11 protein-coding genes are annotated in these 11,985 nt (G+C 24.4%); 6 read left to right on the top strand and 5 right to left on the bottom strand.

Annotation, left to right across the window (positions count from 1 at the left end; translation table 11 throughout):
- Positions 1-79 precede the first annotated feature (79 nt).
- Positions 80-763, bottom strand: a complete 684-nt coding sequence (locus tag ACAN_RS05360; protein WP_099334103.1) for a response regulator transcription factor — start codon at positions 761-763, stop codon at positions 80-82.
- Positions 764-1,009: 246 nt separating this feature from the next.
- Here ACAN_RS05360 and ACAN_RS05355 point away from each other — a divergent pair, with 246 nt between their 5' ends.
- Complete coding sequence (locus ACAN_RS05355; protein ID WP_170233021.1) at positions 1,010-3,265, top strand: methyl-accepting chemotaxis protein; 2,256 nt, start codon at positions 1,010-1,012, stop codon at positions 3,263-3,265.
- On the opposite strand, the gene ACAN_RS05350 is transcribed toward ACAN_RS05355, so the two are convergent.
- The 3 genes from ACAN_RS05350 to ACAN_RS05340 all read right to left on the bottom strand — a co-directional run bounded on the left by ACAN_RS05350 (position 3,262) and on the right by ACAN_RS05340 (position 6,289).
- Positions 3,262-5,148 carry a sensor histidine kinase gene (locus ACAN_RS05350; protein ID WP_099334097.1) on the bottom strand — a complete coding sequence of 629 codons (1,887 nt, stop codon included), beginning with the start codon at positions 5,146-5,148 and terminating at the stop codon, positions 3,262-3,264. The two genes, ACAN_RS05355 and ACAN_RS05350, sit on opposite strands and share 4 nt — an antisense overlap.
- 71 nt (positions 5,149-5,219) lie before the next feature.
- Positions 5,220-5,654 (bottom strand): hypothetical protein, encoded by a 435-nt coding sequence (locus ACAN_RS05345; RefSeq protein ID WP_099334096.1) that lies wholly within the window; start codon positions 5,652-5,654, stop codon positions 5,220-5,222.
- Between the two features lie 71 nt (positions 5,655-5,725).
- Positions 5,726-6,289, bottom strand: coding sequence for a hypothetical protein (locus ACAN_RS05340; protein ID WP_099334095.1), 564 nt, complete (start codon positions 6,287-6,289; stop codon positions 5,726-5,728).
- Between the two features lie 378 nt (positions 6,290-6,667).
- Between ACAN_RS05340 and ACAN_RS05335 the strand changes: the two genes are divergently transcribed.
- The gene (locus tag ACAN_RS05335; RefSeq protein WP_099334094.1) at positions 6,668-7,135 is read left to right on the top strand and encodes a hypothetical protein; all 468 of its coding nucleotides are present in this window, start codon (positions 6,668-6,670) and stop codon (positions 7,133-7,135) included.
- On the opposite strand, the gene ACAN_RS05330 is transcribed toward ACAN_RS05335, so the two are convergent.
- Positions 7,132-7,614, bottom strand: a complete 483-nt coding sequence (locus ACAN_RS05330) for a GNAT family N-acetyltransferase (RefSeq protein ID WP_147525203.1) — start codon at positions 7,612-7,614, stop codon at positions 7,132-7,134. The two genes, ACAN_RS05335 and ACAN_RS05330, sit on opposite strands and share 4 nt — an antisense overlap.
- 209 nt (positions 7,615-7,823) lie before the next feature.
- Here ACAN_RS05330 and ACAN_RS05325 point away from each other — a divergent pair, with 209 nt between their 5' ends.
- Genes ACAN_RS05325 through ACAN_RS05310 form a run of 4 tightly spaced genes read left to right on the top strand, consistent with a single transcriptional unit; the run spans position 7,824 to position 11,979 of the window.
- Positions 7,824-8,249 (top strand): MarR family winged helix-turn-helix transcriptional regulator, encoded by a 426-nt coding sequence (locus tag ACAN_RS05325; protein WP_099334092.1) that lies wholly within the window; start codon positions 7,824-7,826, stop codon positions 8,247-8,249.
- Between the two features lie 7 nt (positions 8,250-8,256).
- A complete protein-coding gene (locus ACAN_RS05320; protein ID WP_099334091.1) occupies positions 8,257-9,690 on the top strand; it encodes a TolC family protein in 1,434 nt (477 codons plus the stop codon).
- Entirely contained in the window at positions 9,671-11,788 is a 2,118-nt protein-coding gene (locus ACAN_RS05315; RefSeq protein ID WP_099334090.1) for an FUSC family protein, read from the top strand. Before ACAN_RS05320 ends, ACAN_RS05315 begins: the two co-directional genes overlap by 20 nt.
- On the top strand, positions 11,779-11,979 hold the full coding sequence (locus ACAN_RS05310) for a DUF1656 domain-containing protein (protein WP_099334089.1): 201 nt from the start codon (positions 11,779-11,781) through the stop codon (positions 11,977-11,979). Before ACAN_RS05315 ends, ACAN_RS05310 begins: the two co-directional genes overlap by 10 nt.
- Positions 11,980-11,985: the final 6 nt, after the last annotated feature.

The raw sequence follows: 11,985 nt of genomic DNA, 5'->3' as shown, positions 1-11,985 counted from the left end.
AGACTCCTTTTGATTTTATTAAGGAATCTTAACTTACTGCAGTGAGTAAAAAGTGAGTTTTTTGTGACTTATGTGTAATTTATGTACTTTTTAATTTATAACCTTCTTGTGGGATATTTATCAAAATATCTTCAGGAACCCTTTGTCTAAACTCTTTTATGAATGTTTTCAATGCACTCATACTCATACTTTTATCTTTCCATAAATACTCTTCAATATAATCATATGTTAAAACTCTATTTCTATTTTCATACAACAATATAATAAATTCTTTATCTCTTTTTCTTAAGCTAATCAATTCATCTTTAAAGTATAACTCCCTTGACTCCATATAAAAACACAAATTATCATTTAATTGTATTTTTAAAGTAAGTTTTGAAGCAAGTGCTTTTAATATACCACTTAAAAGTGACTCTGAATTAACAGGTTTTAAGATATATTGATTTACATTTAAATTTATCAAATCCAATAAATACTCTTCATTGCTATATGCTGTAACCATTATTATAATAGTGTTAAAATCTTTTTTTCTTATGTTTTCAATAAGGGCGATTCCGTTCTTTTTTGGCATCTCAATATCACTTAAAACTATTGATGGCTTATATTCATAATACAATTCATAGCCCTCATCAGCATTTGAAGCTGAATAAACTTCATCAAAATAATACTTTAAAGTATTTACCAAACGTTTACGAATACCCTCTTCATCCTCTACACAAAGAATTGTATAGTTTTTCAATTGTTCTAATAACTCTTTTTTCATAAAAAACCTTTAAAACAAAATATATTATATAATTTATTAAAAAAAACTTTTAACACTTTTCAAATTGTCATTTTTTTATTATTTTTATGTATAATGTCAAAATTAAAAAGTTATAAATTAAATATTTATTTGAATCTATTTTATATTATTTTCATAAGAAAACATTAATTAGACTATTACTTTTTTATTACATTTTCTTGTTACAATTAAATTAGAAAAATGATACCACATCAAAAAGGATTACAAATGTCAATCAAACAAAAACTTGTTCTACTAAGCACAAGTGTACTTTTAGGATTAATTGCTCTTTTTATTTTGAATAACTATAGTCAAAACCAAATGAGAGAATTAGTTAAAGCCCAAAAATCTGTTGAAGTATTAAAAACAGTACAAACACAATTAAGAAAAAATGAAAAAGATTTTCTAGCAAGAAAAGATGAAAAATATCTAAATGATTTCCAAAATAATTTCAAAAGTTTACAAAACAGTGCAAACTCTTTAAAAGATATACTAAAAAAAGTAGATATTAGCACTGAATATACAAATGACTTTTTAGAAATATCAAATAATTATAATGATATTTTCACACAAATTGCAAATACACAAAAGCAAATAGGTTTAACACATACAGATGGATTATATGGAAACTTAAGAAAAAGTGTACACAATGTACAAGAATTTGCAAAAAATGCTGGTGATTTTGAATTATTAGCTTTAGTATATGAGTTAAGAAAAGAAGAAAAAGATTTTATGTTAAGACTTGATGAAAAGTATAGCACTAGATTTGAAAAAAAGATTGATTTACTTACAAAAATGCCAATTAACCAAGAGATTAAAACTTATTTAAATCAATATAAAACTGCCTTTTTACAATTAGTTGAAAAAGAAAAAGTTAAAGGATTAAATGAAAAAAGTGGCCTTTTAGAAAATCTAAGAAAAACTATTTATAAAACTGAGAATAGTTTAAATAATATGGAAAAAAGTATTTCTGCTCATATTGTAAAAGCAGAATCATTCTTAAATACATTCTTAATTATTTTAACACTACTTATTATTGTAGTATTGATGATTTCATTTTATTTTATAGCAAAATCTATAACAAACTCTATTAATAGATTTCAAGAGGGATTGATTGGCTTTTTTAAATATCTAAATAACGAAACAAAAGATGTTAAACTACTAGATGATAGTAAAAATGATGAGATATCAAATATGTCAAAACTAATCAACAAAAATATAGAAAAAACAAAAAATAATATTGAAGAAGATAAAGCACTAATTTTAGATGTAACACAAGTTGCAACAAAAATTAAAGAAGGGCATTTAAATAAACAAATTACAGCTTCAACATCAAATGAATCATTAAATACACTAAAAGATGTTATAAATGAGATGTTAGTTGGTTTAAACAAAAACATAAGCTCAATCTCAATAGTATTAAAAGAGTTTAGTAATTATAAGTTTACAAGTAAAGTAGATAGTAGTGGTGTTGAAGGAGATATGAAAGAGTTTATAGAGAATGTAAACTTCTTAACAGATGAGATATCAGGATTGTTGAAAGATTCATTAATTATAGGATTAACACTAGATGAAGCATCAGATAAATTAATAACAAATGTAGATGTATTAAATACAAGTTCAAATGAAGCAGCAGCAAGTCTAGAAGAGACAGCAGCAGCATTAGAAGAGATAACAAGTACAATAGTAAATAACTCAGAGAATGTAGCAAAAATGAGTAACTACGCCCAAGAGTTAAGTAACTCAGCAAAAACAGGGCAAAGTTTAGCAAATAAAACAACAAAATCAATGGAAGAGATAAATGAACAAGTAAGTTCAATAAATGAAGCAATAACAGTAATAGATCAAATAGCATTCCAAACAAATATACTAAGTTTAAACGCAGCAGTAGAAGCAGCAACAGCAGGAGAAGCAGGAAAAGGCTTTGCAGTAGTAGCAGCAGAAGTTAGAAACTTAGCAAATAGAAGTGCAGAGGCAGCTAAATCAATAAAAGAGATAGTAGAGAATGCAACAAGTAAAGCAATTGAGGGAAAAAATATCAGTGGTGAGATGATAAAAGGGTATGATCTATTATTAGAGAATATACAAAACTCAACACAAATGATAGGTGAGATAGCAAGTGCAAGTAAAGAGCAAGAATCAGGGATTACACAAATCAATGATGCAGTAACACAATTAGATCAACAAACACAAAAGAATGCATCAATAGCAACACAAACACATGATATCGCAATACAAACAGATACAATAGCAAAAGAGATAGTAAGTGATGCAAACTCAAAAGAGTTTTTAGGAAAAGAACAAGCAAAAGTAAAAAAGATAGATGTTCCACATGAGGAAGAGCCAAAAGCAAAATATGATAAAAAAGAAGAGTATGAAGATAAAGCAAAAAATAATAATAAGTCATACTCTTATGAAAAAAAACCTAAACAAGCTCAAACTTTTACTTCAAATAGAAGTGATGATGAGTGGGAGAGCTTTTAGGCTTTTCCACTTTTAAAAGGGAGTGTTACTAAAAAAAGTGCACCCTTCCTTGAGTTTTCAACACTAATTTCACCTTCCATATTTTTTTCAACAATCATTTTAGCCATATAAAGTCCAAGTCCTGTACCTTTTGAACTACTTTTTGTAGTAAAATATGGTTCAAAAATCAAATCAATATATTCATCTTCAACTCCACCTGCATTATCTAAAACTTTAACAATGGCATTTGAACCAACAGCATCAACTTCAATATAAATATTTGGATTTTTTATATCTCTTTGAATAAGAACATCTTTTGCATTAGAGATAAGATTTAACATTACTTGTGCGAACTCTCTTTCGTATCCATAAATAATACTATTACATTTTACTTTTTTAACAAGATTTATATTGAAATTTTTAATTGAAGCGTCAACTAAAGTTAAAGCCTCATTACAAGCATCATCTAAATAAAAATAGACTTTCTTCTTATCTGGTTTAAAAAAGTTTCTAAAATCTTCAATTGTATTTGACATAAATTCAATTAGTTTATTTGATTCAATAACTGAATCTTGTATCATTTTTTCATCAACTTTATTAAATTTACTTGCAGTTTCTAGCTCCATTAATACACCCGAAAGTTCACTTAATGGCTGTCTCCATTGATGTGCAATCATACTAAGCATAGCACCCATTCTTGCAAGTCTTGATTGATGAAGCATCGCCCTATCTTTTTTCTTTACATCATCAATTGCTTTTTGAACCTTTAATTCTAGATTTTTGTTCAAATCTTGTAACTCATTCTCTTTTTTAACTACACTTTTTCTATATTCGTTAAAAGCTTGATTAATTCTATTTGAGATAAAAACAGATAAAATACCAATAATAAATATTACAAAAAAAGAGATAACAACAACAGTTTCAATATACTTATCAACTCTTTTTTCTAGTAACTGCTTATTTTTTAAAATAGAGTTTTCTATATCATCCATATAAAGCCCAGCACCAACAACCCAATTCCATTTTTCATAAAGTTTGAAATATCCAAGCTTTTTAGAAAACTTTTTATGATTTGGTTTTTGCCAGTTATACTCTACAAAGACTCCATTTGGCTTTTTCTTTGTTTCATCAATAAACTTTTTAGTAATATAATCTCCACTTGCATCTTTTAAATCAATATCATATTTACCAATACTATCTTGTCTAAAAGGGTGAGCAATAAGATGATATTTCGTATCATGTATCCAAATATATCCATTATTTTCATAACGAATAGTTTCAATATACTTTATTAAATCTTTTTTTATTTGTTTGAGGTTTTCTTTACTATTTTCTACACTTCCTATTATCCAATCTAATTTTGGAACATGTTTTATATAGATTAGTTTATCTTTTAAATCTATATATTTTCCTGTATCAGGGTATAAATAGTTTTTAATAAACTTGTCATTTAATTCAAACTCTTTTTGAATACTTTTATTAAAAGGTTGAATAAGTTTATCATTTTGTACATCATATGCAAAAAAATAATCATTTCTATTAATAGCTTTTGAATCAATTAACTGATTCATTATTTCATTTTTTTTAGTACTATTGAGATTTTTGTCTTTTGTTAGCACAGATAGTTGATTGTAAAGTATTTCAACTCTATTTTTAACTCTATTTTTAACTTCTTGATTTGCTTTTTTCTCATGATAATCTAAATAAGAAAGAACGGAATTAATCTCTTTTTTAAGTATGTTTTTTTGTTTTGAAATATATTGTGATTCTTCTCTAATACTTTCACCCTCAAAATATTTATATTGATTTTGAATAAAAAAATAAATTGTAAAAAATGCAATAAGAAGTACTGTAATAATAGGAGTTAATATAATTAACTTTGAAATATTTTTTTCGCTAAACATTCTATATTTTCCTAGTTTAAATTCAGTAATCTTATTTAGTTATAGTGAGTATTAAGTGAGCTTTTGAAGCTTTATTGATAAATGTGATATTTTTGATTCTCTTTTGCTTGTCTTTTTTCAATCTCTTCATATGTTTTTAAAGCTAATTGTTTAGTATGCTCATCAAGTTTTTTACCAAAATATTCATCTACAAAATTATCTAAAACTAAAATATAAACAATTGAGTTTAAAATAACTGCATTGTCATCTTTCATCTGTTTTGCTAAATCTATTGCATAAATTGCTTCTTGAAAAGTATAAAAAATTCTATCATTTATATTTTCAAGTCTATGTGCATAACCTAAGATAGTTAAATAGTTTTGTTCATACTCTTTATGAATATTCTCTTCTTTTAACACAGTAGAGTACTCTTTTATTGCTTCTTGATGTTCTGTTACAATTTCATCAGTTTCTACAACACTATTTTTAAATTGATAGAAAAAATCTGTTACTTGTGTAATAATCAAATCTATAATAAATCCTTTGAAAAATTTGTGCAATTATAGCAAAATAACTAAAAATTAACAAATTTGATAATTTACATACTTGAATTAAAATAATTTTTAAATGCGTTTAATTTTACTAAACTACAATCAAAATCAATATTTATTCCTTTGTCCTTATCATACTTATAAATATAGTTTTTATCTAAACTTGAAATTAAAGTTTTAAAAAGTGATCTATCAAAATCTAAAATAAAAACATCTTTACTAACTTCCCAAATATAGATCAAATGAAGCAAAAATTCATCATCAGTTTTATAGATTTTAAATATATAGTGTTCGTATTCATTATTTTCAAGAAGTTCAAATTTTTTTAGTTTTAGTTGTTCTTTTAAAAAATTTTCATATAAACTAAGTGCTTGACCTTGCCAAGTTGTATCTTCATCAACTTTTATATACTCTATATAAAAATTAGAAGTTTTTAAAGTAAAAGCATCTAATGTATATGGATCATGTCTTGTTTTTACATCAAAATTTTCTAAAGTATAAGTATAAAAGAAATCTGAATCAATCTTAAAATTAAGCTCATTGGCTTCCATTGAAAAAATTGGTCTTGAGACTCTTATGATTTTTTTTAAAATATTTTTAAAGAATCCCATAAAATCTTCCTTTTATTTAATATTAAGAAATGTACTTTAACATATATATGATTTTTTTTCAAGGAAATTTAAGTGATATTTTTATTTTTTCGTAAGTTTTATATTTATTTGAAAGTTATACTAAAGCTTTATTTTCTTTTTTATGCAAAAAGGCATTTTATCTTTTTGTTTTACTTTTTCATTATAATAAAGCACAAATATTAATGTAAATGTAATGCATAATGAGGTAATTATTTCAAACATAAAATCTTCCTAATTAAAATTTTTGAAATAATACTATAGTTTTTTTTAACTTATCTTATATATTACAAATTGTAAGATATTATGTAAGTTTTTATTAAACTTCGCTATACTAAAAACTTAAATTTAGGAAAAAATATGGATATACAAAAACACTTTTCAAAAGAAAATATTATTTCAAACTTAGCAAAATATGATATGTATTATCAAATTTCAACAGGTAAACTAATAAACATAACACAAACAAAAGATATAGATACAAATATAGAGTTTCAATATGCATTAGGCTCAATTTATGAACTTTTAAAAGATTTAGAAAAACTTGAAAATGCTCAAGAACTTTTTGAAGATGAACTTAGAAACCAAGCAGCGATGGATGCAACACAAAACTTTATTAATAATAATATGCAATTAGTAAAAGATAAAAAAATAGAAATGGAACCTATTATAAATGATATAAATGACGGTAATTTTTTCAATAGAACTATGATAGAAATATGTGAACAAAATCAAGAAAAACAACTAAAAAAATGGGAAGATGTAATTACAGATAAATTAGCAACTGCAATACTTCAATCCCTACAAGAGCTAGAAGCTAAAAACTAGCTTCTAGCAAACTCTTCTAAAGCATTGCCTGTAAGTCTATATGGTATCCACTCTGTTTGCCCTTTAGCACCAATACTATCATAAAAATCAATTGATGGTTTATTCCAATCTAATACTTGCCACTCTACTCTACCACAATCATTTTCAACTGCTATTTGAGCAAGTTTTTTAAGTAATGCTTTTCCTGCACCTATTCCTCTAAACTGAGGTGTTACATATAAATCTTCTAAATAGATTCCATTTTTACCAAGCCAAGTTGAATAATTAAAAAAGTATAAAGCCATACCAATTGGTTTATTTTCATATTCACAAAGCAAAACAGAAGTAACACTTTTCTTTCCAAAAACAGTTTTCTTTATAGTATCAACATCTGTTTTAACTTCATGCTCTGCTTTTTCATAAATAGCCAACTCTTTAATAAAATTAAATATTGTTTGTGCATCTTCTATAGTTGCATCTCTTAAAATAATATCTGACATTTTTCTCCTTTATTACAATAGAATAATTATTAAATCTAAAATAGTTAAAACTAATCTTAAAATTGAAAAAAATCAATATTTAATAGATATATCTTTTTAAATTTAGGTATTTATAAGTTTAAAAACGTAAAATGCTTAATCTATTAATAGTTAACATATTAACTATTAACTAACTATCTTTTATACTAATTTAACTTTAAAGGTCTTGCATGGCATTTCAATCAGATAATATATTTGGGATTTTAATTGCAAATATTAGAAATCATTTAAAAAATAATCTAGAAAAGAAGTTACAAGAACATGATATATCTGCTGCACAAAGTATTATTATTAGAAGACTTTGTGAAAAAGATAATCTAACACAAAAAGAGCTTGCAAAAGATACATACTTTAAACAATCAAGCCTAACACTTTTAATAGATAAATTAGAACAAAAAGGTCTAGTTGAAAGAAAAAATAAAAAAAACGATAGAAGAGCATATCTTATATGTATAACTTCAAAAGGTAAAAAACTAGAACAAATTATAAAAGATGCTGGAAAAGAGCTTGAAGAAAAAGCACTTGAAGGAATAGACTTACATAATAAAGAGCTTTTAATCCAAGCCCTTAAACAAGTATACTCAAATCTAAAGTAAGGAAAATATGAAAATAATATTATTTACAGTTTCAATCATTTTTTTATTTAATGGTTGCATACCCAAAATAGAAAAAATAGAAAAAATCAAAGACTCAAAAATAGAAAAAGAACTAATACATGATTTAACTAAATTTAGTAGCAATGATATAGAATTAAAAAATAACTGGTGGAAAAATTATGAAGATTCTCAACTAAATGAATTATTAAATGATGCTATAAAAAATGCACCAAGTATAAAACAATTGGAATCTAAATATAAAATAGCAAGAAATTTAACAAAAGCACATCAATCAAAAAATATTCCTAATATAGATTTTGATTCAAATACTTCAAGACAAAGATATAGCAAAAACCATATATACCCTGCTCCACTTGCAGGAAGTTATAATAATTTGTATCAAACAGAACTTGCTTTAAATTATGATTTTGACTTTTGGGATGAAAGAAAAGCTTTAATTAAAGCTTCTAAAAATGAAGCATTAGCAAAACAAGCACTAATTAAAGTTAAGGAATTAGTTGTATATACATCTATTAGTAAATTATATATATCATGGAATTTTAAAATTCAAAAAATAAAAAGGTTAAGTACATTAAAAAGATTGATTTATGAAAAGCATAATATATTAGAAAGATTATATAAATTAGGTCTGGCAAATAAATCAAAAATAAATCAAAGCAACTACTTAAGTGAAAAAATAAATCAAGATATATTAACTACAAAAGCACAAATCGAAGATATAAAAGCATCAATTGGTGTTATTGGTGGATTTTTACCATCAAGATTAAAAAATTTAAAAAATCCAAATATAACAAAAAACTATAAATTTTATGTACCAAAAAATATTCATTTAGATGTGATATCACATCTTCCTAAAATTGCTTTTCAAAAATACCTATTAATAAGTAAAAATGAGTACATTAAAAAAGCAAAAGCAAAATTTTATCCAAATATAAATTTAAAAGCATTAGTTAATTTTACATCTTTTTCTTTTGTTGATTTATTTACAAAGTCATCTTTTTCTCCAAAAAATGAAGTGGCTTTTTCATTACCAATATTTGATGCAAATAAAAAAGAAGAAAATCTTAATGCAAAAGTAAATGATTATAATTCACAAGTTTATGCTTATAATCAAACAATAATAGAAGCTATAAATGAGATAGTCAAAACATTAAAAAAAATAGATTTAAATAAATCAAATATAAAAGCACAGAATAATGTGATGATTTACAAAATGAAAAATGAGAATATTGAGAAAGAAATATATAAATTAGGATTAAAAAATAAAATCTCTTATTTAGACTCTAAAATAGATATTCAAGAAGAAAAAATAAAAAGTATTTCATTACAAGATAAACAAATGCAACTACAAATCAACTTAATCAAATCACTTGGTGGTGGATACAAAAATAAGGTAAGTAATGTTCTTAGCCTTAAATAAAACTACTTTAAACTGTGCAATAAAAGAGTGGGTAAATCAAGATTTACCTATTTTAAAATATATAGTAAAATCTACAACTGCAGCACTTCTTGCATTGTCTATTTGTATGTATTTTAATCTTGAAATGCCACAAACATCTGTATTTACAGTATTTATTGTAATGCAACCTTTTAGTGGACTTGTATATTCAAAAAGCTTTTATAGATTAGTAGGAACAATCATTGGAACTATTATGGCTTTTATTTTAGTTGGTGCATTTATCCAAGATAGAGTATCTTTTACTCTATTTTTTGCATTATGGATTGGACTTTGTGCCGCTGTTGGATTTATGTCAAGAAACTTCATGTCTTATGGATTTGTGCTTTCTGGATACACTATTGCACTTGTTACTATGCCAATAATGCAAAGATTACAAGATGTATTTACTTTTGGTATAGATAGATTAGCAGAGGTTATTATTGGATTATTATGCTCTAGTTTTATTAGTGAAATACTTTTCCCTCAAAAACTATCACAAACACTTCAAAAAACTGAAAAAAGGAAATTTGATTTATTAATTAAATCTCTTAGTAATAATGAAAATATATTTAACTTTGAAAAAGAGAGTATAAATTATGCAAAAGATATTTTAGGTACTGATTCATTAAGAATAAATAGTAATTTTGAAACAGGAATGAAAAAATCAAACAGATTATATTATAAAAGATTAAACTCTGAATTTATGCATATAAGTACTACTTTTTTCTCATTGAAAAATATTATAAATAACAACATAAATAATGCAATTTTTGTAAACTCAATAAAAAGTATTTATTTTGTATTAGAAGATTGTTTAAAAAAGTTTTCAGATGAACAACAAACAGTTCAAACAATAAATAATTTAGTAGTAGAGTTAAAATCTTTAAAAAAAACAACTCTGTTAAAAATCAAAGAAGAAAAACAGAAAATATCCCATGATAATTTTGAGTTATTGCATGATTTTAATAGTATATGTTATTTAATTACAAGAATCGAAAGTGAATTAATTGAATACTGCAATACATATCTTAATTTTATTTCAAATGACAATAAGATAAAAAAACTTGAAGATTTTTCACAAAATCTAAAATTTTCTACATATAGTGATAATATTTTAATTTCCTTGATGATTACAAGGGGTGCAATAGCACTGATTTTGATGATGGTATTTTGGATGATATCAGGTTGGAAATATGCTCCATTTGCAGTAATTCCAGCAGTTGCTAATACACTTTTATTAAGTACAGCTCCAAATCCAGTTGGTGCAACAAAGAACTTTTTAATTGGTACTACAATTGCCTTATTTATAACACCTATTTATAATTTTTATATTATACCTATGTTTGTAAATGATTTAATAACATTTTGTATATTTTTAACTCCTGTTTTAGCTTTTATTTCACTACTTATGATACTTCCAGGAAAAAATCTAATAGGATTTGGCTTTTTACTTATTTTTATTAATACTTGCGCTATTTACACTCATTATAATATGACATTTGTAAATTTTGCAGATATGTGTATTGCAACAATATTAGGACTTATTATTTCGGGATTTAGTTTTATTCTTATTGATTTTGCATCAAATGTTTGGATTGAATCAAGAGTAAAAAGAACACTTAATTCACAAATAAATAAATCAATAAAAGAAAAACTTGCTCTTCAAAGAGTTAAACTTGAAAGTGGAAGTTTTGATTTACTTCAAAGATATTCTGCAATAGGAAGACTTGATACTAAATCAAATAACACTATTTTTAGATGGGTTTTATCTACTTTAGAACTAGGAAAAGCAATAATTAATATAAGAAGAAAATCAAGCTTATTTTCAAAAAGACGACCTCCTCAAATACATAAAATACTTACTTTAATAAAAAAATATTTTGATTTTAAAAATAAAAAAAGTAAAAAAGAACAACTAGAAAAAATAAAACATCACATAGAAGAGTTTGAACATATACACTTAAACTCTGCAAATGATCAAATCTTATTAAAAGATATTTATATGAATTTTTCAATTATATATTCAATTATAAAAAATAGAGAATTTTTACCAATAAAAGGAGAAATAAAATGCACTTAATTGTATCACTATTTGGAATACAAATACCAGCACTAATTTTGATATTTTTATTTGCAGGAGTAATTCAAATATTATTAAATAGAGTTTTTGCTGACTTGGGTATTTATGAATTTATATGGCATCCAGGACTTTTTAGAACAGCAATATTTATATGCATATTTGCAAGTTTTTCACTAATAATTTATAAATAAGGACAT

Source organism: Malaciobacter canalis, from assembly GCF_008000835.1.
Classification (GTDB): domain Bacteria; phylum Campylobacterota; class Campylobacteria; order Campylobacterales; family Arcobacteraceae; genus Malaciobacter; species Malaciobacter canalis.
The sequence above is the reverse complement of the archived record's forward strand: the minus strand, read 5'-3'. Positions and strand labels throughout refer to the sequence as shown.

Coding starts and splice junctions, on each gene's coding strand:
- ACAN_RS05330 (WP_147525203.1), bottom strand. CDS start 7,614: ATGTCAGATATTATTTTAAGAGATGCAACTATAGAAGATGCACAAACA.
- ACAN_RS05315 (WP_099334090.1), top strand. CDS start 9,671: ATGTTCTTAGCCTTAAATAAAACTACTTTAAACTGTGCAATAAAAGAG.
- ACAN_RS05340 (WP_099334095.1), bottom strand. CDS start 6,289: ATGGGATTCTTTAAAAATATTTTAAAAAAAATCATAAGAGTCTCAAGA.
- ACAN_RS05310 (WP_099334089.1), top strand. CDS start 11,779: ATGCACTTAATTGTATCACTATTTGGAATACAAATACCAGCACTAATT.
- ACAN_RS05335 (WP_099334094.1), top strand. CDS start 6,668: ATGGATATACAAAAACACTTTTCAAAAGAAAATATTATTTCAAACTTA.
- ACAN_RS05320 (WP_099334091.1), top strand. CDS start 8,257: ATGAAAATAATATTATTTACAGTTTCAATCATTTTTTTATTTAATGGT.
- ACAN_RS05355 (WP_170233021.1), top strand. CDS start 1,010: ATGTCAATCAAACAAAAACTTGTTCTACTAAGCACAAGTGTACTTTTA.
- ACAN_RS05325 (WP_099334092.1), top strand. CDS start 7,824: ATGGCATTTCAATCAGATAATATATTTGGGATTTTAATTGCAAATATT.
- ACAN_RS05350 (WP_099334097.1), bottom strand. CDS start 5,148: ATGTTTAGCGAAAAAAATATTTCAAAGTTAATTATATTAACTCCTATT.
- ACAN_RS05360 (WP_099334103.1), bottom strand. CDS start 763: ATGAAAAAAGAGTTATTAGAACAATTGAAAAACTATACAATTCTTTGT.